Source organism: Faecalibacterium duncaniae (genome assembly GCF_010509575.1).
Taxonomy (GTDB): Bacteria; Bacillota; Clostridia; order Oscillospirales; family Ruminococcaceae; genus Faecalibacterium; species Faecalibacterium duncaniae.
On sequence record NZ_CP048437.1, the window covers coordinates 630,870 to 654,752 of the forward strand.

A 23,883-nucleotide genomic window follows, 5' to 3' on the forward strand; every position below is an offset into this window, starting at 1 on the left:
AACAATTTGTGAATTGTTGCCGTACCATCGAAAACCCTATTGACAAAGTGGGGTGTTTGGAGTATAGTTTTAGCAGTCGAACAGATAGAGTGCTAAAAATGAAATGGCAATCAATCTGAAAGACTGCTGAAATAACATTTTCGGTACGAATGGAGGTCGATTCTATGAATACCAATCAATATACGCAGAAAACGCTGGAAGCTCTGCAGGCTGCCCAGCAGCTGGCTGTGGAGTACCAGCACAACGCTTTGGAGCCGGAACATCTGCTGCACGCCCTGGCTTCGCAGGAGCAGGGCCTGATCCCGCAGCTTCTGCAGAAGCTGAACGTGGACCCGGGCAGCTTTGCCGCTGCCGTGGCCGAAAAGCTGTCGGCCCTGCCCCGGGTGTCCGGCTCCGGCCGTGACCCCGATAAGGTCTATATCTCGCAGGCAACGGATAAAGTCCTGAGCGCCGCCGCCCGGGAAGCCAAGGCCATGAAGGACGAATACGTCAGTGTGGAGCATGTGTTCCTGGGCCTGCTGGATGAGCCGACCCAGAACACCACGGAGCTGTTCCGCGCCTTCAACATCAAGAAGGATGCGTTCCTGCAGCAGCTGACTGCCGTGCGCGGCAACCAGCGCGTGACCAACGACAACCCCGAGGATACCTACAACGCTCTGCAGAAGTACGGCCAGGATCTGGTCGATCTGGCCCGGAAGCAGAAGCTGGACCCCGTGATCGGCCGTGATCAGGAGATCCGCAACGTGATCCGTATCCTGTCCCGTAAGACCAAGAACAACCCCTGCCTGATCGGTGAGCCCGGCGTTGGCAAGACCGCCATCGCCGAGGGCTTGGCCCAGCGGATCGTGCGCGGCGATGTGCCCGAGAACCTGAAGAACCGCACCGTGTTCAGCCTGGACATGGGTGCACTGGTGGCCGGTGCAAAGTACCGCGGCGAGTTTGAGGAGCGCCTGAAGAGCGTCCTGAATGAGGTCAAGAAGAGCGAGGGCAAGATCATCCTCTTCATTGATGAGCTGCACACCATCGTGGGTGCGGGCAAGACCGACGGTGCCATGGACGCGGGCAACCTGCTCAAGCCCATGCTGGCCCGGGGCGAGCTGCACTGCATCGGCGCAACCACGCTGGACGAATACCGCCAGTATATCGAAAAGGACCCCGCTCTGGAGCGCCGGTTCCAGCCGGTGCAGGTGGATGAGCCCACAGTGGAGGACACCATCTCCATCCTGCGTGGCCTGAAGGAGCGCTATGAGGTGTTCCACGGCGTGAAGATCAGCGATAATGCGCTGATCGCCGCCGCAACCCTCTCTGACCGCTATATCACCGACCGTTTCCTGCCGGATAAGGCCATCGACCTGGTGGATGAAGCCTGCGCCATGATCAAGACTGAGATGGACAGTATGCCCAGCGAGATGGATGATCTGGCCCACCGCATCACCCAGCTGCAGATCGAGCAGGTCAGCCTGAAAAAGGAGACCGATGCCCTGAGCCAGAGCCGCCTGCATGAGCTGGAAAAGGAACTGGCCGAGCTGCAGGATAAGTTCCGCAGCATGAAGGCAAAGTGGGAAAACGAGAAGAACGCCATTGGCAAGGTACAGACCCTGCGTGAGCAGATCGAGCAGACCAATGCCGCCATTGAGAAAGCCCAGCGTGAGTATGACCTGAACAAGGCTGCTGAGCTGAAATACGGCAAGCTGCCCGAGCTGCAGAAACAGCTGGAAGCGGAGGAAAAGCTGGCCAACGAGAAGAAGGAGGACAGCCTCCTGCGTGACCGTGTGACCGATGAGGAAATTGCCCGGATCGTGGCCCGCTGGACCGGCATCCCGGTGGAGAAGCTGGTGGAGGGCGAGCGCGAGAAGCTGCTGCACCTGGACGATGTGCTCCACAAGAGAGTCATCGGTCAGGACGAGGCCGTGACCAAGGTGAGCGAGGCCATCCTGCGCAGCCGCGCCGGAATCGCAAACCCCAACCGCCCCATCGGCAGCTTCCTCTTCCTCGGCCCCACCGGTGTGGGCAAGACCGAGCTGGCCAAGGCGCTGGCACAGGCTCTGTTTGACGATGAGCGCAACATGGTGCGTATCGATATGACGGAGTATATGGAGAAGTTCAGCGTCAGCCGCCTGATCGGCGCGCCTCCGGGATACGTGGGTTATGAGGAGGGCGGTCAGCTGACCGAGGCTGTCCGCCGCAAACCCTACAGCGTGGTGCTGTTCGATGAGGTGGAAAAGGCCCACCCCGATGTGTTCAACATCCTGCTGCAGGTGCTGGACGATGGCCGCATCACCGACAGCCAGGGCCGTACCGTGGACTTCAAGAACACGGTCATCATCCTGACCTCGAATCTGGGCAGTGACATCATCCTGAACGATCTGGAGCAGCGCCGGGCACAGGGTTCCAACGAACTCAGCGACGAGGCAAAGCATCAGATCGACCTGCTGCTGAGAAGCAAGTTCCGCCCCGAGTTCCTGAACCGTTTGGACGAGATCGTCTACTACAAGAGCCTGACCAAGGACGAGATGCGCAAGATCGTGGATCTGCAGCTGGCAGACCTGCGCAGCCGCATGGACGAGGGCAAGCATCTGAATCTGGACGTGACCACCGCCGCCAAGGACTACATCATCGATTCTGCCTACGACAGCGTCTATGGTGCCCGCCCCATCAAACGGTTCATCCAGAGCCGGGTGGAGACCCTGATCGCCAAGGCGATCATTCAGGGCCGCTATGCCGAGGGCAGCACCCTGACCGTGGATTACGACGGAAATGCCCTTGTGCTGAAATGATTTTCCACAGTTTTACCAGTTTTGTACCTCTGTGCCGGCTGTAATGCTTGCATGGGGGTGCGGAATATGATATTATAACAAGTAACATTGATGTGCTTTTCATCGCGGAACAGCCACGGTGGAAAGCACATTTTTGTATCCCTAGGAAAGAACTCCTTCCGTCATCGCTGCGCGATGCCACCTCCCTCGGTGAGGGAGGCTGACCGTGCGGCAAGGCTCCCTCTTTGAGGGCGCTGGCTGTGAAGCAGACTGAGGGAGTCCGTTCTTTAATAAAAAACAGAAAGTTGAGTGTGATTTTCCTTTATTATGGACGATGGCAGTATGACGCTCTGGGTAGCGCTGGTGATCCTGGTGGGTTTCTCCGCCTTTTTCTCCGCATCCGAGACCGCATTTTCCTCCCTGAATCAGATCCGCCTGAAAAGCCGCGCCGAGGACGGCGATTCCTCTGCCGCCCGGGTGCTGGCCATGGCGGAGCAGTATGACAAGCTGCTTTCCACCATCCTCATTGGCAACAATATCGTGAACATCGCCGCCGCTTCCATCGGCACCATCCTGTTTACCCGGATGCTGGGTGCCGAGCGGGGCGCTACGGTGTCCACCATTGTGCTGACGATCATCGTGCTGATCTTTGGCGAGGTGACTCCAAAGAGCCTGGCCAAGGAGATGCCGGAAAAGGTGGCTACGGCAGTCTCGCCCTTCCTTGTGCTCCTGATGGCCCTGATGACCCCGCTGACCTGGCTGTTCACCCAGTGGAAAAAGCTGCTGGGCCACTTTGTCCACAGCGGCGAGGCCGATACCATCACAGAGGGTGAGCTGATGACCATGGTCAGCGAGGCTGAAAATGACGGCGAACTGACCGACCGGGAAAGCGAGCTCATCCGCAGCGCCATCGAGTTCGATGACGTGGAGGTGGAGGAGATCCTGACCCCCCGTGTGGATGTGGTGGCTGTGGAGGATGATATCCCGCTGGAGGAGCTGGCCCAGACCTTTGCGGAGTCCGGTTACTCCCGTCTGCCTGTCTACCACGGCACCATTGATAACATCATTGGTGTGGTACATGAAAAGGATTTCTATATCGCCCGCCTGAAAAAGGCGACCAAGATCGATGATCTGGTGGTGCCCACCCTGTATACCACGGGCTCCACGCAGATCTCCCAGCTGCTGCGCACCCTCCGGGAGCAGCACCACCACCTGGCCGTTGTTGTGGACGAATACGGCGGCACCGAGGGTATCATCACGCTGGAGGATATCCTGGAAGAGCTGGTGGGTGAGATCTGGGATGAGCACGACGAGGTCACTGAGGACTTCCGCAAGCAGTCGGACGGCAGCTGGCTGGTGTCCGGTTCTGCCAGCGTCGATGATCTGTATGAGGAACTCGACCTGCCGGAGGAAGAGGACATCGATTCCAATACCGTCAACGGTCTGGTGCAGGAAAAGACCTGCCATCTGCCCAAGGTAGGCGACCGCTTTACCCTGGGCGAGTACGATGGTGTTGTTACCCGCACCGCCAAGCGCCGCGTGACGGAAGTGCGCCTGACCCCCGCCGCCCCGGCTGAGGATGCCGAGAAGGACGACGAAAAGGATAAGCGCTTCTCCCGCCTTGCACAGCGCGGGGAGAGCCGCTGACAGGAAGCGTAAGATAGAAACAGTGAAACGCCGCCGGGTGGAGCTTTTGGCTCTGCCCGGCGGCGTTTTCTTGATTCAAGTCCTTGCCCGCGGCCCTGCACTGTGCTAAACTGAATAAAATACAGAACGCAGGAGGACAAGGAACTTGAAACGGATGTCGAAGTTTGCGCGCCGGTGTGCGGCGCTGATGCTGGCGGTGGTGCTGCTCTGCATGGCAGTGCCTGCCGCCTTTGCAGCGGAAGGGGACACCCTGCCCGCCGGTGCCACCACCATGGGCGGTGCCAACACTACTCTGATCCCGGACGAGGAGGAAAACTGCCTGAGCTGGCTCTTCGGCTCTGGCGATACCATCACCATGCCCTACCTGAACGTCAAGGGGCAGGGCCTGCGCCGGAACGTGACCCTGGATCTTGAGGACTGTCTGGTGGGCATCACCTACACCGAGCTGGGCTCCATCGGCAGCTATGTCAGTGACGCGGCGGCACAGCAGGCGTGGAAAGCGCAGGCGGTGGCTATCCACTCCTATCTGGAATACCACAAGAAATACGGCTCTTCGGCCAACGCGCTGGTGTACACCCCCGTGGATCAGATCCCTTCCTCTGCCCGCAGCGCCATCCGCAGGGCAGTCTCTGAGGTCAAGGACGAGGTGCTGACCTGCAACGGCAGCGTCATCGATGCAGTGTGGTCGGCCAGCGCGGGGTACAACACCCAGACCGGCGTGTACGGCACCTGCTCCGGTCTGGATGCCTGGGGCACCGATGTGCCCTATCTGCAGAGCGTGGAAAGCCCCTACGAGGAGCAGTATCACAACCTGATGCGCCGGATCATCGGCAAGGATTACCGCTACATCGAGTATAACGACAGCAAGACCGGCCAGCCCTACGAGAGCGCCGACACCACCCATAAGGATCTGGGCGGCTTTGTCCAGTACAATACCTTTGTCTCGAACGGAAAGAGCTACCGCTACATCGGCCAGTTCGTTTCCTCCCGTTATTGCTTTGATTTCAGCGCGGACGAGAACGGAACCCCCTGCATGAACTACTATGGCTTCGGCCACGGTGTGGGCATGAGCCAGTGCGGCATGGTGGGCTATGCGCAGGAGCAGGGCATGGGCTACCGGGACATCCTGCGCCACTACTATACCGGCGTGTCCTTTGGCACGGTGGGCAGCGGCAGCTCGAACGGCGGCCTGTTCGGCTGGCTGTGGAGCCTGCTGGGGCTGTAATAAATTTTGCACCGGAAAGCGCAGGAAATGCGGAAAAGCGCTTCTCAAACGGGACGAAATCTGGTATACTATTATAGTTTGTAAAAATGCGTCTGGGCGGCGGAATGGCCCAGTGAAGTGGAGAAGTCGGAATGCAGTTGGAGAAAGCAAAGGAAACAAAGCAGGACATGGAGCGCTGCCGCCTGCTGGCACAGCGCATTGCGGAGGAGCTGGCCCCGGCAACAGCTGCGGTGCTGAACGCCGAGACCCCGGCACTGGAAAAGGCCCTGCACCGGGCGGGCGTGGATGCCAACCCCTTTACAGTGGCTGCCCGGCAGGCAGACCTGCTGGTGGTGGAGGACCCCGCCTGGGTGGAGATGCCCGCGCAGCTGCCCGGACAGGTGCTGCTGGTGTTTACCGGCAGCAACGTGGCTGAGGGCTGGGCCGAGGAACTGGCCCGCCGGGGCTACTACCGGGATTTCCGCTGGCGCAGCCGGGGCCGTGCCCAGCAGTCGGCTCTGTACTGCACGGTCCAGCCTGCCACCGCCGAGATGATCGCGGGCTATGAGAAGGAGTTGGATCTCCTGCGTGACCGGATGGTGCGTGCCGAGCGCACCTGCAACGAGGAAGCCGCCCTCATTGAGCGGCTCCGCAGCGATCTTTCCCTGAGCCGCAGCCATGCCAAGAACCTGGAAAAGACCCTGAACGAGGTGACCAGCTCTACCTTCTGGAAGCTGACCTGGCCCATGCGGTATGTTGTCAGCAAGAGCCGCCAGATCTGGCACACCTTCCCGCTTTTCGTCCTGCTGGGTGAGCTGCGCCGGGACGGCATCTCGGGTGTGCGGGAGCACGCCCGCGCCAGGCGGGAGTATGCCGCCCTCTTCCCGGGGAACCTCCTGCGGGCCGACCGCTTTGCCCCGGTAGAGCTGCTGGTCAGGCAGGCGAACGATCAGCCTGCCGGTCCCAAGATCAGCATCGTGGTGCCTCTGTACAACACCCCGCTGGATTTCCTGGACGAGATGCTGGATTCCGTGGTGAACCAGACCTACAAGAACTGGGAGCTCTGCTGCGTGGATGCCGGTAAGGACGAGGCCGTAGGCCAGCATGTGCAGGCCCGTGCGAAGGCCGATGCACGCATCCGGTATCAGAAGCTGGAAAAGAATGAGCTGATCCCCGGCAACACCAACAAGGGCTTTGAGATGGCCACCGGTGAGTATATCGCCCTGCTGGACCACGATGACCTGCTGCATCCCTGCGCCCTGTGGTACGCGGCCAGGGCCATTGCCGAGCAGAAGGCCGACTTTGTCTACACCGACGAGGCGACTTTTGAGGGGAAGCCGGAGCATGTGGTGCTCTACCACTTCAAGCCCGACTTCATGCTGGACAACCTCCGCTCCAACAACTACATCTGCCACCTGACCGTGTTCAGCCGCGCCCTGATGGAGCGGGCCGGCGGCGGCGAGCGGATGGAGTACAACGGCAGCCAGGATTACGAGCTGTTCCTTCGCCTGACGGAGCAGGCTGAGAAGATCGTTCACATTCCCCATGCCCTGTATTACTGGCGCTCCAGCCCCGGCAGCACGGCGGCAGATATCTCCGCCAAAACCTACTGCATCGACGCAGGCATTGCGGCCCTCAAGGCCCACTATGCCCGCTGCGGGATCGCTGTGGACGATGTTGCCCTCATCCCCGGCACCCCGGGCTATTACAAGACCGATTACACCATTGAGCACCCGGGCCGGGTGAGCATCCTCATCCCCACCTGCGACCACATCCGGGATCTGGAGCTCTGCGTGGATTCCATCTATGCCCGCACCACCTACCCGGATTTTGAACTCATCCTCATCGAGAACAACAGTAAGCAGCCCGAGACTTTCCGCGCCTACGAGCGGATGCAGAAGGAACACCCGGACAACCTCAAGGTCGTGACCTGGGAGGGCAAGGGCTTCAATTACAGCGCCCTGAACAACTTTGGTGAGCAGTATGCCACCGGCGAATATCTGCTGCTGCTCAACAACGATACCGAGGTCATCACCCCCAACTGGCTGGAGGAAATGGTCATGTACGCCCAGCAGAAGCGGGTGGGCTGTGTGGGTGCAAAGCTGCTCTACCCCGATGACACCATTCAGCATGCCGGCATCGGCTTTGGCATCGGCGGCGTGGCGGGCCACCTACACAAGTATTTCCCGGCAGCATCCGATGGCTACATGGGGCGGCTGAACTATGTGCAGGATGTTTACGGCGATACCGCCGCCTGTCTGCTCATCCGCAGAGAAATCTATGATGAGATGAACGGCCTGGACGAGAGCTATGCCGTGGCCTTCAACGATGTGGATTTCTGTGTCCGTGTGCGGGAGGCGGGCTACACCAACGTGTTTACCCCCTTTGCCCAGCTCTACCACTACGAGAGCAAGAGCCGCGGCACCGAGGACAACCCCGAAAAGCAGAAGCGCTTCCAGGGCGAGGTGCTCCGCTTCCAGGCCCGCTGGGGAGACCTGCTGGCCGCGGGCGATCCCTGCACCAACCCCAACTTTGATATCCAGCGTGAGGACTTCACGCTGAAGATCCTGCCTTTGGAGTGAATTGATGAAACTATCAGCCTGTATTGTTGTATATAACGGCTATGACGAGGCGCTGAAGGCGGCGCAGACGGTGCTGCACTGCACGCGCCGCTACCCGGTGACCCTGTATCTGGTGGACAATGCCAGCCCGGACGGCAGCGGCAAAAAGCTGGAGCAGGCCGTGGCGGACGGCCTGCTGGCAGCAGGCCCGGGCCAGCAGGTGGTGGTGCACTGCCGCACCGAGAACGGCGGCTTTGGCACCGGCCATAATATGATCCTGCCCGAGCTGGACAGTGATTTCCACTTTATCCTCAACCCGGATATCCAGCTGACCGCTGATACCCTGAGTGATCTGGCCGACTGGATGGCTGCCCACCCGGATGCCGTGATGGCCCGGCCCTCGCTGGTGTTCCCGGACGGCAAGCCCCAGCAGCTGCCCCTGCGCCGGTGCGCCCTGCGGCCCATGCTCTACCGCCAGCTGCCCCGGCTCAGCTTCTGGAAAGGCCAGAACGACCACTACCTGATGCTGGATGAGGACCTGACCAGGCCCATCGAGATCGAGTTCTGCACCGGCAGCTTTTCCGGTGTGCGCACCAGCACCTTCAAGGCGGTGGGCGGCTTTGACGAGAGCTACTTCATGTATGTGGAGGATGCGGACCTCACCCAGAAGATGCGCACCCGGGGCAAGGTGTATCTGGTGCCCCAGTATACCGCCATCCACGCTTGGCACCGCGCTGCCCACCGGGATCTCAAGCCCGCCCTCTGGCAGACAGGAAACCTGCTGAAGTATTTCCATAAGTGGGGCTTCAAGTGGTAAGAAACGCTCCACCATCGCGATGTGCTGCCGCCGCAGGCGGCTGAACGGTTCTGTTTGACGGCCTGTTCCGGAAAAAATTCTGGAACAGGCCGTTTTTTCTTGCTTTTTTTTCGATTTGAGAGTAGAATAAGGTGTAAAACTATCTGATGCCGCCCCGCGCGGCCGGAACTTTTACCCTGTAACTTTGTTGACAGCGGACGCAGCTCCGCTTTGAATATTACGAGGTGAGCGTTTCACCCCGTATAGCTGCACAACTTTTTCAATACAAATAAAGGAGTGCACAAATTATGAAAGGCATTATTCTGGCCGGCGGTGCCGGCACCCGGCTTTATCCGTTGACGATGGTCACCAGCAAGCAGCTGCTGCCTGTCTACGATAAGCCCATGATCTACTATCCTCTGTCCACCCTCATGCTGGCGGGCATTCAGGATATCCTGATCATCTCCACCCCCACTGATACGCCGCGCTTTGAGGCGCTGCTGGGCGATGGCAGCCAGTACGGCATCCATCTGCAATATAAGGTCCAGCCCTCTCCCGATGGTCTGGCACAGGCCTTTATTCTGGGCGAAGAGTTCATCGGCGACGACTGCTGCGCCATGATCCTGGGCGACAACATCTTCTACGGCAACGGCTTCTCCAAGATCCTCAAGACTGCCGCCGCCAATGCAGAGACCAAGGGCCGCTGCACCGTGTTCGGCTATTATGTGCAGGACCCCGAGCGTTTCGGCATCGTGGAATTTGACCAGAACGGCAAGGTGCTGAGCGTGGAAGAAAAGCCCGAGCACCCGAAGAGCAATTACGCCATCACCGGCCTGTACTTCTACAACAAGGAAGTGGTCCAGATGGCAAAGCAGGTCAAGCCCTCTGCCCGCGGTGAGCTGGAGATCACGACCCTGAACGATATGTACCTGAAGAAGGACGAGCTGGATGTCCAGCTGCTGGGCCGCGGCTTTGCATGGCTGGATACCGGCACGATGGAGAGCCTGGTGGATGCCGCCGACTTCGTCCGCATGGTCGAGAAGCGTCAGGGCATCAAGATCAGCGCCCCCGAAGAGATCGCCTTCAAGTACGGCTGGATCGACCGCGAGACCCTGCTGGAGAGCGCTTCCCGCTATGGTAAGAGCCCCTACGGCCAGCACCTCAAGAACGTGGCCGATGGAAAACTGAGATATTGATGCAGGAGGGGAATCACCCATGAAAATCATCGTCACCGGCTGCAAGGGCCAGCTTGGCACCGAGATCATCAAGCAGCTGCGGGAGGGCCGCAGCGAGATCGGCCCCATCCCCGAAAAGCTGATGAATGCCACCGTGATCCCGGTGGACCTGCCGGAGCTGGACATCTCCAACTATAAGATGGTGGATGACTTCATCCGCCGCCAGCGCCCGGATGTCATCATCAACTGCGCCGCCTACACCAATGTGGACGGCTGCGAGGTGAACCACGACGCAGCCTTCAAGGCAAACGCTCTGGGCCCCCGCAATCTGGCACAGGCCGCCGAAAAGACCGGTGCCCGCCTGGTGCATGTCTCCACGGACTATGTGTTCTCCGGCCGTGAGAACGGCGGCATTGCACAGGACGAGGCCACCATCCCCGGCCCCATCAGCGCCTACGGCTCCACCAAGCTCATGGGCGAAAAGTATGTGGAGCAGTTCTGCCACCGCCACTTTATCGTCCGCACGGCATGGCTGTACAGCTACTACGGCAAGAACTTCGTCAAGACCATCGTCAACGCTGGCCGGAAATTCGGCAAGCTGGAGGTGGTCAACGACCAGTGCGGCAACCCCACCAACGCGGTTGACCTGGCCCATGAGCTGCTGCAGCTCTGCGTGACCCATGAGTACGGCCTGTATCACTGCACCGGTGAGGGCATCTGCTCCTGGTACGATTTTGCTTCCGAGATCATCCGCCTGTCTGGCGTAGATGCCTCTGTGGCCCCCTGCACCAGCGAGGAGTACAAGGCCAAGCATCCCGAAAGTGCTGACCGCCCCAAGTGGAGCGCACTGGACAACCGGATGCTCCGCTGCACCGTGGGCAACGATGTGCGGGACTGGAAAGAGGCCCTGGCCTGCTTCTTCGCCCACTGGGACGGCGAGAATGGGATGAAAACGAATTAAACCTCTCCGTCATTGCTAACGCAATGCCACCTCTCCTAGTAGGAGAGGCCTTGGCATAGGGGTTCTTTTTCGCAATGATCGCCTATCGGCTCCAAAACCGGCATCTGCCGTAAGGGTGAAGGCTTTGCGCCAGCAGAGCAAATAGGAGCGAAACGTTAGACCACGAAAACGCGACGGCCTGCCAAGGGCTCCCCTACTAGGGGAGCTGTCGAGCGGATGCGAGACTGAGAGGTTGTACAGAGAAAAAGTTTCCCCAAGAAGATAAAACCTGAAAATTGAGGTAGAATAAACCTATGAAAAAATATCTGATCACCGGCTGCGCCGGTTTTATCGGCTCCAACTTTGTCCACTATATGCTCAAGAAGTACCCCGAGATCCTGCTGGTCAACCTGGATAAGCTGACCTACGCGGGCAATCTGGAGAACCTGAAGGATGTGGAGGGCGACCCCCGCCATGTGTTCGTGCAGGGCGACATCTGCGACAAGGAGCTGGTGGAGAGCCTGTTTGCAAAGTACGATTTCGATTATGTCATCAACTTTGCCGCTGAGAGCCATGTGGACCGCTCCATCAAGAACCCCGAGATCTTTGTCCAGAGCAACGTCATGGGCACCGTGAACCTGCTGCAGCGTGCAAAGGAAGCCTGGTACGATGCCGATGCCAAGACCTGGAAGGAAGGCAAGAAGTACCTGCAGGTCTCCACCGATGAGGTCTACGGCGCTCTGGGTGCCGAGGGCTACTTCATGGAGACCACCCCGCTGTGCCCCCACAGCCCCTACTCCTCCTCCAAGGCCAGCGCTGATATGTTCGTTATGGCATTCCACGATACCTATGGTATGCCCATCAACATTACCCGCTGCTCCAACAACTACGGTCCCTATCAGTTCCCCGAGAAGCTGATCCCCCTGATGATCAACAATGTCAAACACCACAAGCAGCTGCCTGTCTACGGTGACGGTATGCAGATCCGTGACTGGCTGTACGTTGAGGATCACTGCAAGGCCATCGATATGGTCTGCAACGGCGGCAAGATCGGCGAGGTCTACAATGTGGGCGGCCACAACGAGCGCCCCAACATCTTCATCGTCAAGACCATCATCGCGCAGCTGCACGACCGCCTGAAGGACGACGGCATCAGCGAGGATCTGATCAAGCACGTTGCTGACCGTCTGGGCCACGACCGCCGCTACGGCATCGACCCCACCAAGATCAAGAACGATCTGGGCTGGTACCCCGAGACCCCGTTCGAGAAGGGCATCGTCCTGACCATCGACTGGTATCTCGACCACGAGGAGTGGATGGAGCACATCACCAGCGGCAACTACCAGAAATACTACGAGGAAATGTACAAGAATAAGTAAGTTCTTGTTCGGTTAGGCCTAAAAAGTAAAAAGTCCCATGCCCGCACCGCCAAAGTGCTGGGCATGGGACTTTTTGCGTCTGGGAACGGTACACCTCTATCGAGGTGTAACATACTAGACTTTGTACCAAAGTCGTGTGCCAAAGGAGATTGTGCTCCTTTGGAATTTCCGTCATCATAGAGGAAAGAAACAATCTATTAACTTTCCCATGCAGCAACAATGCTTCTTTCTGGGTTTTGAGGATCAATAGTCACCTTTATAGGTGTTCCATTGCTCACGAGAGGATTGAACCAAAACCAATGGGACTGTCCATAATAAGTGTCTTTTCCAATCTTATATTGGTACCGGATCACCCAAGGATAAATTACATCTTCATCAGCAAGGTGATAGGTACTCATGTGGAATTTTATGTGAACCCTTTTTACTGCATTAACTTTTCCGGAAACAATCTTTCCGTTTTTCAGCAGGTCTGCTTTGCGGATGTCTGTAATCCATGCTACCCCGATAATTGCGATAGCAATAAGCCACGCAGCTATGAGTGCCCCGATTCCAACTTGCTTATAGGCGATAGAAATCAGAAAAGCAACAAAAATCCCAACAGCACCAAGAATATGGAGCAAATCTTTAGAAAAGAACTTATGGATTTTTTTCATGGAGAGACACTTCCTTTCACGAGGTTTTGTTACACTTGGAATACGGATAAACCGGGAAGAAGATTGCGGTCATGCCGGAAAGATTTCTCAGCCCAAGCTGATTCCCATGCGCTTTGCCACGGTGAGGAGCTCGCAGCCCTCGGGGATATTGCGGGTCTTACCGGCGATATCCTCCAGACGGTTGGAGATGACGTGGTTGTTCACGAGAGCCACCGTAACGCCATACTGCTCGATCTCCACCAGCTTGGCGGCGTAGCTGCCGAACTGGGTGGCCAGCACGCGGTCGTAGGCGCTGGGGCTGCCGCCGCGCTGCATGTGGCCCGGGATGCAGACCCGGGTCTCCATGCCGGTCTTTTTCTGGACGGCGGCGGCAATGCGGTTGGTGGCGGTGGTGTAACCGGCCTCGGCGCGCTTGGCGGTCCACTCCTTGCGCTTCAGCTTGGCCTCGTCCACGTTCATGGCACCCTCGGCCACGGCGATGATGGAGAAGTTGGAGCCGCGCTTTGCCCGGCGCTCCACGGCCTCGCAGACGCGGTCGATGTCGTAGGGCTGCTCGGGCAGCAGGATGATATCCGCGCCGCCTGCAATGCCGGAGTAGAGGGTCAGCCAACCGGCCTTGTTGCCCATGATCTCGATGCACATCACGCGGCTGTGGCTGCCGGCGGTGGTGTGGATGCGGTCGATGACCTCGGTGGCAATGTCCACAGCGGTGTGGAAGCCAAAAGTTACATCGGTGCCGTAGATATCATTGTCGATGGTCTTGGGCAGGCCGATGATGTTCAGGCCCTCCTGCGAGAGCAGGTTGGCGGTTTTGTGGGTGCCATTGCCGCCCAGGCAGAGCAGGCAGTCCAGCTTTGCGTCCTTGTAGGTCTTTTTCATGGCCGCGACTTTATCGATCTTGTCATCCTCGACCACGCGCATCAGTTTGAAGGGGGTGCGCTTGGTGCCCAGAATGGTGCCGCCCAGTGTCAGGATGCCGCGGAAGTCATCCTCGCACATCTCCCTGTACTCGCCGTTGATCAGGCCGTGGTAGCCGTTCAGGATGCCCACGATCTCCACATTATCACCCATCCGGGCATACAGTGCCTTTGCCACGCCGCGAATGGTTGCGTTCAGGCCCGGGCAGTCGCCGCCGGAGGTCAGGATGCCAACACGTTTTTTCATCTCACAAATCCCTCGTTTCCTCTTGATCTTTCCCGCCGCAGAGCAGGGGATATCTGGTACTATAAGAGTATTCCCAAAGGGGAAATGTGTCAAGAAAAAATTTTGTAAAAAGAAAAAAGAGACACACCGAAGTATGTCTCTTTTTCGATCGGAGCAGCGGGATTTGAACCCACGGCCTCCTCGTCCCGAACGAGGCGCGCTACCAACTGCGCTATGCCCCGAAAATACCGCAGCCGGAAGGCGACTGCGGTTTTCTGGTTGGGGATGAGAGAATCGAACTCCCACAAGTAGAGTCAGAGTCTACCGCACTACCACTATGCAAATCCCCATCATTCTGTTGTCGTCAGCTTTGAACCTCGCCGCTGACAAGGGATATTATACTATACGGCCCGGGTCTTGTCAACACTTTTTTTGAGATTTTTCGCCTGAGCAGAAAATGCCAAAAACTTTCTCTTTTCGGCAAAGTATGTTAGAATAGAACCACTAAGATTCAGGAGGATATTTTTATGCTGAAACGTCTGCGCGCAAAGCATCCCATCGGCTTCTGCGTTTTATCCGAGGTGCTGTTTCTGGGCAGCCTGCTGCTGGCATCCTATCTCATTGTGTTTGCACTGGTGCTCTTTGGGGTGGACCTGGAACGGGTGGACTCCTACTTCCTCAGCGCCGTGCAGGAGGCGGTGGGCATGGTGGTGGCGTTGGTCATTCTGGGCCGCACCGGTAAGATGTACCTGCTCCGCCGCCGGGGCAGCGGCTTTTTCAATGGGCTGCTGGTGGGAATGTATCCGCTGGTGCTCATCGGTTACAGCCTGTATACCAAGCTGATGTTCGGGATGCCCGAGGATGGCCAGCTGCAGCCTGCGTTCAGCATCTTCAGCTTCTTTTTGAGCATGGCACTGGTGGGTGTGGCGGAGGAGTTCATCTTCCGCGGGGTCATTGCCCAGAGCCTGCTGGAGCGCTTCGGCACCGGCAGGGCGGGGGTCTGGAAAGCCTGTCTGCTGTCGGGCCTGCTGTTTGGCGCGGCCCACCTGACCAATCTGCTGTCCAGCGCTCCCTTCGGTGTGCTGATGCAGTGTGTCTTTGCGGCATCGCTGGGCACGCTGTTCGCAGCCATCTATTTCCGCACCGGCAACCTGTGGGTCACGGTGTTCCTGCACGGGGCCATGGACATTGCCTCTATGTTGGTGGGCGGTCTGTACGGCACGGAGGACGTGGCCGAGAGTATTTCGGGCTATGATGCCAGCATGATGCTCTCGATCTTGATCTATCTTATCCCGACTCTCTTCCTGCTGCGCAAAAAGAAGATCGGCGAGGTGGCGCTCTACTTTGGCCGGGACTGCGCCCCGGCAGCTGCTCCGGCCCCGGAGGAAAACGGGGAACGGCTCCGGTAAGCCCTCTTGCCTTTTGAAACAAAAAGGATTACAATCAGTCAAGGCAAACCGAGAGACAAATACTTCGATTCGGAGGAGAAGATATTATGGCATGTACAACGCTTCTGGTTGGTAAAAACGCATCCTATGACGGCTCCACCATGATCGCCCGCAACGACGATTCCGGTTCCGGCCATTTCACGGCAAAGAAATTCGTGGTGGTCCAGCCCGAGGAGCATCCGGCGGTCTACCGCTCGGTGCTGTCCCATGTGGAGATCCCGCTGCCCGGTGACCCCATGCGGATGACCGCCATGCCCAACGCCGTGGAGGGCAAGGGAATCTGGGCCGCAGCCGGTGTCAATGCCGCCAATGTCGGCATGACCGCCACCGAGACCATCACCTCCAACCCCCGCGTGCTGGGCGCTGACCCGCTGGTGGTGTACCAGCCTGCCAGGGGGGAGCAGCCCGAGGTGCCCGGCGGCATCGGCGAGGAGGACATCGTCTATCTGGTGCTGCCCTACATCCACACCGCCCGCGAGGGCGTGGAGCGGCTGGGCAAGCTGCTGGAGACCTACGGTACTTACGAGATGAACGGCATTGCGTTCCAGGATGTGAACGAGATCTGGTGGCTGGAGACCATCGGCGGCCATCACTGGATGGCACGCCGTGTGCCCGATGACAGTTATGTGGTGATGCCGAACCAGCTGGGCATTGATGCCTTTGATCTGGACGATGCCTTTGGCGCGCAGGAAAACCACCTCTGCTCGGCTGACCTGAGGGAGTTCATTGCAAAGTATCACCTCGACCTGGCACAGGACGGCGTGTTCGACCCTCGTGCCGCCTTTGGCAGCCACACCGATTCCGACCACGTTTACAACACGCCTCGCGCCTGGTACATGCTGCGTACCCTGAACCCCACCACCTGGGTCTGGGATGGCCCCGATGCCGACTATACCCCGGCTTCCGACGACCTGCCCTGGTGCATGGTGCCTGAGAAGAAGATCACCCCCGAGGACGTGAAGTATGTGCTGTCCAGCCATTATCAGGGCACGCCGTACGATCCGTACGCAAGCTATGGTGCCAGAGAGAACCGGGGCGTTTACCGCTCCATCGGCATCAACCGCAACGACTTTGTGGCGCTGATCCAGCTGCGGCCTGATCTGCCCGCCGACCTGCAGGCAGTGGAGTGGGTGGCCTACGCCTCCAATGCCCTGAACGCCATGGTGCCCTTCTACGCCAATGTGGAGACGACCCCAGCCTATCTGGCCGGCACCACCGGTGAGGTGTCCACCGACAGCTTCTACTGGGTCAGCCGGATGATCGCTGCGATGGCGGATGCTTCCTATGGCAAGTCGGTGTTCCATGTCGAGCGCTATGAGCTGGGGGTGCTCTCCGCCTGCCGTGCCCTGCTGAATCAGTATGACGCAAAGCAGCTGGCCGAGACCGACCCCGCCCGCCGCGCCGCCCTGCGCCAGGAGGCCAACGAGGCCCTGGCCGCTGAGGTCAAGGCCCGCGCCGCCGACACGCTGGATAAGGTGCTGTTTGAGCTGAGCAGCAATATGAAAAACGCATATTCTCGTTCGGATATGTGATATTTGAACGATATAATCCATCTGGTAGAAATAAGAATGCCCTGTACCATGCAAAACGGTACAGGGCATTGTTGTTTTGAAAGATAATTTAAGCGGCCAGAGCGGTCTTGATGGCGTTCATCACGGCATCGCTGTTCTCACAGCACACCATGACCACTTCGCCGGTGGGGACAGTGGCCACCTTGGCGGAGGCGGCAATCTGGTACTGATCCTCGAGGTAGTGCTCCATCGTCTGCTGCTGGTTCTGAATATAGGCATCCATTGCGTCCACGACCTCCTGCGTCTTGCCCTCAGCAGGCTTGACGATGGCAACGCCATAGCTCTGCACCATCATGGCAGAGAGGGAAGCGGCAAGATCGGTGTAGCTGCCCTCGGGCAGGTCCAGCAGGGGGAGCAGCATGTTCTGGATCTCATCGTTCAGATCATCCGCCGGATAGCTGGCGCTGTAGCCGTATTGGGCGGTGAACTTGCCGTCCTCTGCCGGGAAGAAGATCATATAATAATCATTGTCCTCGGCTTCCCGGGCATCGTGGATGATCTGGGTGTAGTTTTTGGGGGTGGTATCTTTTTTGCTGCCGCAGCCGGTGAACACCAGCAGGGCACAGCCAAGAGCCAGCAAAGCGGCAAGAATGCGTTTTTTCATGGTCGTAGTTCCTTTCGTCTGACAAAGGCAGGGTGATCGTGATCAGTCTGCCCGCCTTTGGGGGCGTTTATGCAGCCGCTGAACGGCGGCCTTGTATCAGGAATACGGCCCGGTCGGCCGGAAGATTGCACGGCAGTTGTAACAGTTCTGTGAACGGCTTACAGCTGCAGCGCTTCCAGATCACCATGGTTGACCGGAGTAGAAAGGATGATCTGGGTGCTGGTGGTGCCCAGCTTCTGGAACTGCAGGATCAGGTGCTCCAGCTGGGGCATGCTGCCGCAGCTGACCTTGATGAGGAAGGTGTAGGCACCGGTGACATGGTAGCACTGCAGCACCTCCTTGCTGTTCTGCATCAGCTCCACCAGCTTGTCCCGGTGGCTGGGTGTGACGGACAGGCTGATGAGCGCGTCCACATAGACACGGTCTGCCGGGCGGTTCAGCACCACGGTGTAGCCGCTGATGATGCCGTCGGTCTCCAGCTTGTGGATGCGGCTGGAAACAGCCGGGCTGGTCAGTGCCACCTGCTCGGCGATCTCCTTGACGGGCATCCGGGCATTTTTTGCGAGAAGGGAGAGGATCTTGCGGTCTAAATCGTCCATGAGAAAGGTCTCCTTTTATGTTTTTGTTGAATTGTACAAAAATTTTTAAAAGTAAAGTTTTACTGTTGTCGCAATCGCATAAACTGCGAAAAAACTCGCTTTTGTGTTTTCTGTGTTAATTATATAAAGTTTTGATCGAAATGTAAAGTGCTAAATTAAAGCAAATGTCAAAAATTTTGTTTGACAAGAAAAGAAAAAAGCGTATAATACATATCGCAGGGCACGGTAAGCGCCAAAGACTGCGCAAAACACGTTGTTTCTCAAGTGCCTGCATTTGAATTGCGATTCCCAACTTTATATACTTTCCCACCCCTCTATACACAAAAACCCGCTGCCAGGCGGGTTTTTGTGTTTGTTGGGGATTTTTTTATTTGTTCGAGACGATAGGACGGCGGGGAGTTTCCCAAAGCAAGTGTCCGGAGGGTGGGACCCGACTGCCGTCAGGCAGTTGGGCGGGGGATGGAATGCCCTGCAACGGCAACGACCGCCGCCAGTGGCGGATACAGGGAGTTGCTGTTGGGGCCGCGGCCAGCAAGACGCAAGCAACGCGCAGCGGATGCTGGGAGCCGCAACCCGAATTCGCGTCCGGAGAGCAGATGCTTAAACTAAATATCCTTCAAAACAGTGCAGGTCCTCCGTTTTGACGATGCCTTCCAGATAGAGCCCGTCCTCCCGGTACTCCTCCACCTGCACGCTGCCCCGCTCCCGCATGGGGGCGGCCAGGCCCAGCTTATCATAGGGCAGCAGCACCCGGATGGTGTGCACCCGGTCACTGAGCAGCTCGTCCAGTTTTTTCAGCAGGGCATCCAGACCGTAGCCGGTCTTGGCACTGGTCAACAGGATGTCCGGGTCAAAGTTCAGGGCATTGGGCTTGTCACACTTGTTGTAAACGGTCAGGCGGGGGATGTCGGCACAGTCCAGCCCGTCCAGGACCTCATCGGTAACGGCCAGCTGCTCTTCCCGCTGGTCGTCGCCCGCGTCCGCCACCCGCACGATGACATCAGACCATGCGGCTTCCTCCAGCGTGGATTTGAAGGCCTCCACCAGATTGTGGGGCAGACGGGAGACAAAGCCGACCGTGTCCACCAGCAGAACGGCCATGCCGCTGGGCAGAACCAGCTTCCGGCTGGTGGGGTCCAGGGTGGCAAACAGCATGTCGGCCTCGGCCACGCTGGGGCCGCACAGGGCATTCATCAGGCTGGATTTGCCCACGTTGGTGTAACCCACAAGGCTGACCACCGGCATCCCGGTCTTGGCCCGGGCCTTGCGGCTCTCGCCCCGGCGCTTTTCCATCTCGGCCAGCTTTTCGGCCAGTGCGTCGATGCGGGCGTGGACGTGGCGGCGGTCCAGCTCCAGCTTGGTCTCACCGGCACCACGGCGGGCACCACCGCCGCCGCCACCGCCGCCGCCCTGGCGGCTCAGGCTCTCGCCCATTCCCTGCAGGCGGGGCAGACGGTAGCGCAGAAGCGCCAGCTCGGTCTGCAGCTTGCCCTCGTTGGTCACGGCGCGGCTGCGGAAGATCTCCAGAATCAGCATGGTGCGGTCAATGACCTCCATGCCGCCAAGCGCCGTGGAGATGTTGCGGATCTGGCTGCCGGTCAGCTCGCCGTCAAACACGGCACACTCGGCACCCAGCTCCCCGGCGGCAGCGGCGGCCTCCTCCAGTTTGCCGCTGCCCAGCACGATGCCGGTCTCGGGGGTCTGCCGCTTCTGGGTCACGGATGCCACAGCCTCCATGTGGTTGGCCTCGCAGAGTGCAGCCAGCTCGTTCAGGCTGCGCTCACAGTCCCATAGCCCCTGATCCAGGGCCAGTAAGATGACCTTTGTGGGGGGCGTTTCTACTAAAATGTCATAAAGTTCGCTCAAAATAAACCTCTCAGTTCTTCGTAATGTTCTCTTGTCAATGCGTAGCACCTGCAGGCAACCGGTGTGCCGTCAAATTTGTGGTAGACAGAATCGTGGTCGTAGACAAAGCCGGCTTTTTGCTGGACCCGGCCGCTGGCAGGATTTTCAAACGCATGGCAGCAGGCCAGCCAGCTGCTATCTGTATTTTTGAACCAGTATTCTACAACTGCTTTTAGCGCTTCGGTGGTAAAGCCTTTGTTCCACCAGGCCTTGCCGATGCAGTAGCCAACCTCCCACACGCCGTTCGTGTGGTCGAAGCCGGGCCAGGGGTCACGCTCCGGCTCGGCGGAACTGGATGTGAACACGCCGATAGTGCCAAACAACTGTCCGGTGGCCTTTTCCACAATGCCCCACTCGTAGTAATCTCCATTGGGGTAGAGAAGCGCCCATGCGGCCAGCAGTTCCCGGGTCTCGTCCACGTTTTTGTGGGGCTCCCACCGCAGCCAGCGGGTCACGTCCGGGTCGTTGGCCCAGTTGGCGTACATCATGGGGGCATCCTCCGGGGTCAGCGGGCGCAGAAGCAGCCGCTCCGTTTCGATCGTTTGTGTGCCTGCATGGCGCATGATACATCTCTCCTCACATGTAAAAGTTACGCATAGGATAGCACAAAACTGCCCTGCCTGCAAGCTGTGGCACGAAAAAACGCTTGACAAGAGGCGAAACTTTATTAAACTGAAGGAAGAGAGCAACAAAAAACTCCCCGGAGCCCGGGGAGTGGAAGGTTATTCTGCGCTGAAGTCGGTTTTGAGGATGGAGACCCAGTTGCTTTTACCATAGAGGAACCGGAGAATGTGGACGACCTGAGCAGGTTCCTCGATCTGGTAAAACACTAGATAATTCTGAACAGGAAAGAAGCGAATTTTCCAACCTGCCAGCATGGGGTCGGTAACAATGGGAAAGCGCTGTGGAAAGATATCGAGCGAACGAAACTGCTTCCACGCATTGTCGATCAGACGATCCGCCGCAGAAGGGTTCATAAGCATCCCGTCGATGTAGTCAAAGGCATCGGCAAGATCACGTTTGGTTGCAACGGTGATATCAATAGAATAATTCATCGACGACTCCTGCGATTTTTCAGCTCAGCCATTGCCTCATCCAGAGGGATGGTACGTCCGGCGGCAACATCGTCCAGACCTTCCTGGAGCTTGGAATACAGCTCAAAGCGGCCTGCCAGCTCTTCGTAGGTCTCAATGCTCATCACGGCCAGATCGCCCTTGCCGTTTTTGGTGATGAACACCGGCTCTGCGTAGGTGTGGCAGAAGGTAGAGATATCATTGTAGTTGTTGCGCAGGTCTGCGCTGGAACGAATCTTCGGCATGAAAATACACCTCGCTTTCATAACAAAATTATACCTGAATTTTTTTATATTCGCAAGAGGGAACTGAGGGAAAAGGAGACATTTTATGAAAGACATCCGCGAACTGTTACAGACCCGCCCCCTGCTTTTTGATGGTGCCATGGGTACTTATTATAAGGCGGCTCCCGGGGTGGAGTGCGAGCAGGCCAACCTGACCGACCCGGCGGGGGTGCTGGCTGTCCACCGGGAGTATCTGGCGGCAGGGGCTGATGCCGTCAAGACGAATACCTTCAGCCTGCCCCGGCTGGCGGCGGCACACACACCCGGCTGGGAACAGCTGGCGCAGGCAGGCTGGCAGCTGGCTGTGCAGGCCGCAGGGGAGACGGGTGCCGCCGTTTTTGCCGACCTCGGCCCGGCTCCGGATACCGAGGCAGTTCCGGCGGGGCAGGTATATACGGCTGTGGCAAAGCAGTTCGCGGCGCTGGGAGCCAGAAATTTCCTGTTCGAGACCCTGAGCTCCGATGCGGGCCTTCTGGATGCCGTGGGGGCCATCAGGGCGGAAGTGCCGGATGCCTTTGTGCTGGTGTCCTTTGCAGTCCTGCCCGATGGCTACACCCGGGAAGGCATGTACTGCAAAGACCTTGCCCGGCGGATGCAGGAAAGCGGCATCGTGGATGCCGTGGGCCTGAACTGCGTGTCGGCACCCGGTGCCATGCGCACACTGGCAAAGCAGCTGGGGGGCACGCTGCCCCTGTCGGTCATGCCCAACGCGGGTTATCCCGTTGTCACCCGGACGCAGGTGAAGTATCAGGGCAGGCCGGAGTACTTTGCAAGGGAGCTGGGCCGTCTGGCCGCCGAGGGCACGGTTCAGATCCTGGGCGGCTGCTGCGGCACTACCCCTGCCCACATTGCCGCCCTGCGGGCGGAGCTGGACAGCCTGACCGTGGTGAAAAAAACGGCTCCGGCAGAAGAGTTTTCCACCGTGAAGGAACAGACGGTGGAAAATGAGGACGCTTTCCTGCGCAAGCTGAACGCAGGGGAAAAGGTCATTGCCATTGAGCTGGATTCTCCCCGCAATGCGGACCTGACCGGTTATCTGGAAGGGGCAAAAAAGCTGCAGGCGGCGGGCGCTGACCTGCTGACCATTGCCGACTGCCCCATTGCACAGGCCCGGATGGATTCCTCTCTGGTGGCCTGCCGGGTCCACCGGGAGCTGGGGCTGTGCACCCTGCCCCACATGACCTGCCGCGACCGCAACCTGAACGCCACCAAGGCTCTGCTGCTGGGCCTGTATGCCGAGGGCGTGCGGGAGGTGCTGGCCATCACCGGTGATCCCATCCCCACGGCGGAGCGGGACGAGGTGAAGAACGTTTACCAGTTCAACTCCCGCAAGCTGGCCCAATACATCGTCTCGCTGGCAGGGGAAGGCCGGGAGATGCCCGGCCCCATGACCGTGTTCGGTGCCCTGAATCTGAACGCCCGCAACTTTGATGTGGAGCTGCGCCGGGCAAAGGAGAAGCTGGAAAACGGCATGAGCGGCTTTCTGACCCAGCCGGTGCTCTCGGCACAGGCGGTGGAAAACCTGAAAAAGTCCCGGGAGACGCTGGGGGCCGATGCAAGGATCCTGGCCGGTATCATGCCGGTGGTCAGCCAGCGCAACGCCATCTTCATGGAGAACGAGATCAACGGCATCCATGTGGAGGACTGGATCATTGAAAAGTTTGCCGGGCTCGACCGTGCCCAGGGCGAGGAGCTGGGTCTTGCCATCTCGCTGGAAATGGCAAAGGCCGCCCTGCCGTATGCGGACGGCCTCTACCTGATGACCCCCTTCAACCGGGTGGCCCTAATGGAGCGGCTGATCGGCAGATTGAAGCAGGAAGTTCTCGGAGCATATTGACAAAACGCAAAAAAAACGTTATATTCTTTGTATAAATGCAACGAGAAAGAGTGTGCGCGGCAAACCGCCTTGCAGAGAGCCGGGGGCAGGTGAGAGCCCGGCAGGTAAGCGCCGCGCACTGTCGCTTTTGAGCAGGGGCGGTGAAGCCAGTAGCCGCCCTCGGAGCTGCCCCACGTTACCGGGGCATCAAGGGGCACGGGCTGTGTTTGCAGCCGGTGCAATTTGGGTGGTACCGCGGTATGTAGTTTACAGCCGTCCCATGGAACGTTCCGTGGGGCGGCTTTTTTCGTCCCACTCATCACATTTTT

At 58.5% G+C, this 23,883-nt stretch carries 19 protein-coding genes, 2 tRNA genes and 1 other annotated feature; of the genes, 11 read left to right on the forward strand and 10 right to left on the reverse strand.

What is annotated here, in order from left to right; all coding sequences use genetic code 11:
- Positions 1–164 precede the first annotated feature (164 nt).
- From clpB to rfbB, 8 genes are all read left to right on the forward strand, one after another.
- Positions 165–2,777, forward strand: a complete 2,613-nt coding sequence (gene clpB, locus GXM22_RS02970) for an ATP-dependent chaperone ClpB (protein ID WP_035395067.1) — start codon at positions 165–167, stop codon at positions 2,775–2,777.
- A gap of 306 nt (positions 2,778–3,083) precedes the next feature.
- Positions 3,084–4,403 carry an HlyC/CorC family transporter gene (locus GXM22_RS02975; protein ID WP_005936477.1) on the forward strand — a complete coding sequence of 440 codons (1,320 nt, stop codon included), beginning with the start codon at positions 3,084–3,086 and terminating at the stop codon, positions 4,401–4,403.
- Between the two features lie 154 nt (positions 4,404–4,557).
- Entirely contained in the window at positions 4,558–5,628 is a 1,071-nt protein-coding gene (locus tag GXM22_RS02980) for a sporulation protein SpoIID (protein ID WP_005936481.1), read from the forward strand.
- A 131-nt stretch (positions 5,629–5,759) separates the two neighbouring features.
- Complete coding sequence (locus tag GXM22_RS02985; protein ID WP_005936485.1) at positions 5,760–8,189, forward strand: glycosyltransferase family 2 protein; 2,430 nt, start codon at positions 5,760–5,762, stop codon at positions 8,187–8,189.
- 4 nt (positions 8,190–8,193) lie between these two features.
- A complete protein-coding gene (locus GXM22_RS02990; protein ID WP_005936487.1) occupies positions 8,194–8,985 on the forward strand; it encodes a glycosyltransferase in 792 nt (263 codons plus the stop codon).
- 287 nt (positions 8,986–9,272) lie between these two features.
- A complete protein-coding gene (gene rfbA / locus GXM22_RS02995; protein ID WP_005936491.1) occupies positions 9,273–10,160 on the forward strand; it encodes a glucose-1-phosphate thymidylyltransferase RfbA in 888 nt (295 codons plus the stop codon).
- A gap of 19 nt (positions 10,161–10,179) precedes the next feature.
- A complete protein-coding gene (gene rfbD, locus GXM22_RS03000) occupies positions 10,180–11,100 on the forward strand; it encodes a dTDP-4-dehydrorhamnose reductase (protein WP_005936494.1) in 921 nt (306 codons plus the stop codon).
- Positions 11,101–11,393: 293 nt separating this feature from the next.
- A complete protein-coding gene (gene rfbB / locus GXM22_RS03005) occupies positions 11,394–12,458 on the forward strand; it encodes a dTDP-glucose 4,6-dehydratase (RefSeq protein WP_005936500.1) in 1,065 nt (354 codons plus the stop codon).
- Positions 12,459–12,655: 197 nt separating this feature from the next.
- Here rfbB and GXM22_RS03010 read toward each other — a convergent pair whose 3' ends face one another.
- The 4 genes from GXM22_RS03010 to GXM22_RS03025 form a co-directional block, all read right to left on the reverse strand.
- The gene (locus GXM22_RS03010) at positions 12,656–13,111 is read right to left on the reverse strand and encodes a DUF3592 domain-containing protein (RefSeq protein WP_005936503.1); all 456 of its coding nucleotides are present in this window, start codon (positions 13,109–13,111) and stop codon (positions 12,656–12,658) included.
- Positions 13,112–13,198: 87 nt separating this feature from the next.
- Positions 13,199–14,275, reverse strand: coding sequence for a 6-phosphofructokinase (locus GXM22_RS03015; RefSeq protein ID WP_005936506.1), 1,077 nt, complete (start codon positions 14,273–14,275; stop codon positions 13,199–13,201).
- A 148-nt stretch (positions 14,276–14,423) separates the two neighbouring features.
- A tRNA-Pro gene (locus GXM22_RS03020) sits at positions 14,424–14,496 on the reverse strand.
- Positions 14,497–14,530: 34 nt separating this feature from the next.
- Positions 14,531–14,604, reverse strand: a tRNA-Gln gene (locus tag GXM22_RS03025).
- Positions 14,605–14,781: 177 nt separating this feature from the next.
- Here GXM22_RS03025 and GXM22_RS03030 point away from each other — a divergent pair.
- Positions 14,782–15,663, forward strand: coding sequence for a CPBP family intramembrane glutamic endopeptidase (locus GXM22_RS03030; protein ID WP_005936512.1), 882 nt, complete (start codon positions 14,782–14,784; stop codon positions 15,661–15,663).
- Between the two features lie 86 nt (positions 15,664–15,749).
- Entirely contained in the window at positions 15,750–17,234 is a 1,485-nt protein-coding gene (locus GXM22_RS03035) for a C69 family dipeptidase (protein WP_035395069.1), read from the forward strand.
- Between the two features lie 88 nt (positions 17,235–17,322).
- On the opposite strand, the gene GXM22_RS03040 is transcribed toward GXM22_RS03035, so the two are convergent.
- The 6 genes from GXM22_RS03040 to GXM22_RS03065 all read right to left on the reverse strand — a co-directional run bounded on the left by GXM22_RS03040 (position 17,323) and on the right by GXM22_RS03065 (position 21,699).
- Positions 17,323–17,877, reverse strand: a complete 555-nt coding sequence (locus GXM22_RS03040; RefSeq protein WP_005936519.1) for a DUF4358 domain-containing protein — start codon at positions 17,875–17,877, stop codon at positions 17,323–17,325.
- 158 nt (positions 17,878–18,035) lie between these two features.
- Positions 18,036–18,476 (reverse strand): Lrp/AsnC family transcriptional regulator, encoded by a 441-nt coding sequence (locus GXM22_RS03045; protein ID WP_005936523.1) that lies wholly within the window; start codon positions 18,474–18,476, stop codon positions 18,036–18,038.
- Between the two features lie 600 nt (positions 18,477–19,076).
- Positions 19,077–20,342: a GTPase HflX gene (gene hflX, locus GXM22_RS03050; RefSeq protein WP_005936530.1), complete on the reverse strand. Its 1,266-nt coding sequence runs from the start codon at positions 20,340–20,342 to the stop codon at positions 19,077–19,079.
- Entirely contained in the window at positions 20,339–20,944 is a 606-nt protein-coding gene (locus tag GXM22_RS03055) for a GNAT family N-acetyltransferase (RefSeq protein ID WP_005936533.1), read from the reverse strand. Before GXM22_RS03055 ends, hflX begins: the two co-directional genes overlap by 4 nt.
- A 159-nt stretch (positions 20,945–21,103) precedes the next feature.
- Positions 21,104–21,436: a type II toxin-antitoxin system RelE/ParE family toxin gene (locus GXM22_RS03060; RefSeq protein WP_005936536.1), complete on the reverse strand. Its 333-nt coding sequence runs from the start codon at positions 21,434–21,436 to the stop codon at positions 21,104–21,106.
- Positions 21,433–21,699 (reverse strand): type II toxin-antitoxin system prevent-host-death family antitoxin, encoded by a 267-nt coding sequence (locus GXM22_RS03065; protein WP_035395070.1) that lies wholly within the window; start codon positions 21,697–21,699, stop codon positions 21,433–21,435. Before GXM22_RS03065 ends, GXM22_RS03060 begins: the two co-directional genes overlap by 4 nt.
- A gap of 85 nt (positions 21,700–21,784) precedes the next feature.
- On the opposite strand from GXM22_RS03065, the gene GXM22_RS03070 reads away from it, so the two are divergent.
- Complete coding sequence (locus tag GXM22_RS03070) at positions 21,785–23,575, forward strand: bifunctional homocysteine S-methyltransferase/methylenetetrahydrofolate reductase (protein ID WP_005936540.1); 1,791 nt, start codon at positions 21,785–21,787, stop codon at positions 23,573–23,575.
- Between the two features lie 31 nt (positions 23,576–23,606).
- Positions 23,607–23,838: a binding site (T-box leader), on the forward strand.
- Positions 23,839–23,883 lie beyond the last annotated feature (45 nt).

Bases quoted from the DNA above. Each gene is read 5' to 3' on its own strand.
- GXM22_RS03045 (WP_005936523.1), bottom strand. From the start codon at position 18,476: ATGGACGATTTAGACCGCAAGATCCTCTCCCTTCTCGCAAAAAATGCC.
- GXM22_RS03070 (WP_005936540.1), top strand. From the start codon at position 21,785: ATGAAAGACATCCGCGAACTGTTACAGACCCGCCCCCTGCTTTTTGAT.
- clpB (WP_035395067.1), top strand. From the start codon at position 165: ATGAATACCAATCAATATACGCAGAAAACGCTGGAAGCTCTGCAGGCT.
- GXM22_RS02985 (WP_005936485.1), top strand. From the start codon at position 5,760: ATGCAGTTGGAGAAAGCAAAGGAAACAAAGCAGGACATGGAGCGCTGC.
- GXM22_RS03030 (WP_005936512.1), top strand. From the start codon at position 14,782: ATGCTGAAACGTCTGCGCGCAAAGCATCCCATCGGCTTCTGCGTTTTA.
- GXM22_RS03055 (WP_005936533.1), bottom strand. From the start codon at position 20,944: ATGCGCCATGCAGGCACACAAACGATCGAAACGGAGCGGCTGCTTCTG.
- rfbA (WP_005936491.1), top strand. From the start codon at position 9,273: ATGAAAGGCATTATTCTGGCCGGCGGTGCCGGCACCCGGCTTTATCCG.
- GXM22_RS03040 (WP_005936519.1), bottom strand. From the start codon at position 17,877: ATGAAAAAACGCATTCTTGCCGCTTTGCTGGCTCTTGGCTGTGCCCTG.
- GXM22_RS03065 (WP_035395070.1), bottom strand. From the start codon at position 21,699: ATGCCGAAGATTCGTTCCAGCGCAGACCTGCGCAACAACTACAATGAT.
- GXM22_RS03035 (WP_035395069.1), top strand. From the start codon at position 15,750: ATGGCATGTACAACGCTTCTGGTTGGTAAAAACGCATCCTATGACGGC.
- GXM22_RS02980 (WP_005936481.1), top strand. From the start codon at position 4,558: ATGTCGAAGTTTGCGCGCCGGTGTGCGGCGCTGATGCTGGCGGTGGTG.
- GXM22_RS03060 (WP_005936536.1), bottom strand. From the start codon at position 21,436: ATGAATTATTCTATTGATATCACCGTTGCAACCAAACGTGATCTTGCC.
- GXM22_RS03010 (WP_005936503.1), bottom strand. From the start codon at position 13,111: ATGAAAAAAATCCATAAGTTCTTTTCTAAAGATTTGCTCCATATTCTT.
- GXM22_RS02990 (WP_005936487.1), top strand. From the start codon at position 8,194: ATGAAACTATCAGCCTGTATTGTTGTATATAACGGCTATGACGAGGCG.
- GXM22_RS02975 (WP_005936477.1), top strand. From the start codon at position 3,084: ATGGACGATGGCAGTATGACGCTCTGGGTAGCGCTGGTGATCCTGGTG.
- rfbB (WP_005936500.1), top strand. From the start codon at position 11,394: ATGAAAAAATATCTGATCACCGGCTGCGCCGGTTTTATCGGCTCCAAC.
- GXM22_RS03015 (WP_005936506.1), bottom strand. From the start codon at position 14,275: ATGAAAAAACGTGTTGGCATCCTGACCTCCGGCGGCGACTGCCCGGGC.
- rfbD (WP_005936494.1), top strand. From the start codon at position 10,180: ATGAAAATCATCGTCACCGGCTGCAAGGGCCAGCTTGGCACCGAGATC.